This is a genomic window from Pseudonocardia sp. TMWB2A, from assembly GCF_017312135.1.
On the sequence record NZ_QKQY01000011.1, the window covers coordinates 1 to 1,353 of the forward strand.

Consider the following 1,353-nt stretch of genomic DNA (forward strand, 5'->3'; position numbering starts at 1 on the left):
TCGCGAGGATGAGCGTTAGGAGAAGGATTTTCATGGATCCAGTTTGCGGAGAGGCGCGCGTGAGGGAAAGGACACTCGTCGGGGGAAACGTGCATTTTGTCGGTGGGTATAGGCGTTTCGCGCTAAAATGGTCGTCCATTTCCATGGGCACGGAATAATCGCCGTCTCCCCTTGTTGAGTAGCACATGACTGACAATTTGAATCCTGTCCGCGGCAAGCTGTTTATTGAAACGCACGGCTGCCAGATGAATGAATATGACTCGCAGAAGATGGCGGATGTTTTGTCCGCATCGGAAGGTCTCGAGTTGACGACGGACGTGAATGAAGCGGACGTGATTTTGGTGAACACCTGTTCCATCCGTGAGAAGGCGCAGGAGAAAGTGTTTAGCCAGCTCGGTCGTTGGAAGTCTTTGAAGAAGGGCGACAAGCCTGTTCTGATTGGCGTCGGTGGTTGCGTGGCGTCGCAGGAAGGCGAAGCGATCGTGAAGCGCGCGCCGTATGTTGATTTGGTGTTTGGTCCGCAGACGTTGCATCGTTTGCCGGAGTTGATTCAAGCCAAGCGCGAAACCGGTTTGCCGCAAGTTGATATTTCGTTCCCTGAAATCGAGAAGTTCGATAACTTACCGGAGCCACGTGCGGAAGGTCCAACGGCATTCGTGTCGATCATGGAAGGCTGCAGCAAGTATTGCTCTTTCTGCGTCGTGCCGTATACGCGTGGCACAGAGATTTCGCGGCCGTTTGAAGATGTTTTGGTGGAAGTTGCCGAGCTCGCTGCGCAAGGCGTGAAAGAAATTAATTTACTTGGCCAAAATGTAAATGCCTACCAAGGTCCCCTGCCCGCAAACGATGACGGCACCGTTGAAGTTGCAGACCTCGCGTTGTTGATTCGTGCGATTGCGGAGATCGATGGCGTCGGTCGCATTCGTTTCACGACGTCGCATCCGCTGGAGTTTTCGGATTCGTTGATCGAAGCGTATCGCGATGTGCCGAAGCTTGCGAACTATCTGCATTTACCGGTGCAAGCGGGAAGTGATCGAGTGCTGTCGGCGATGAAGCGTGGTTACACGGCGCTGGAATTCAAGTCGAAAATCCGCAAGCTCCGCGCTGTTCGTCCTGACATTTCGGTTGCATCGGATTTCATCGTGGGCTTCCCCGGTGAAACGGATGCAGACTTTGAGAAAACGATGAAGCTAATTCAAGACATCGGCTTCGATCAGTCCTTCTCCTTCATTTATTCGCGCCGCCCTGGAACGCCTGCAGCGGATCTCGTTGATGACGTAAGCGAAACGGATAAGCACGCGCGCTTGACGCGATTGCAACAACACATCAACGAACACTCGTATGCGATTTCGC

The 1,353-nt window shown here is 53.1% G+C and carries 1 protein-coding gene; it reads left to right on the plus strand.

The annotated features are described in order from the left end of the window. Nucleotides 1–185 precede the first annotated feature (185 nt). The coding region (gene miaB, locus DMP17_RS46275) for a tRNA (N6-isopentenyl adenosine(37)-C2)-methylthiotransferase MiaB (protein WP_337833045.1) at nt 186–1,353 on the plus strand (1,168 nt) is incomplete at its 3' end.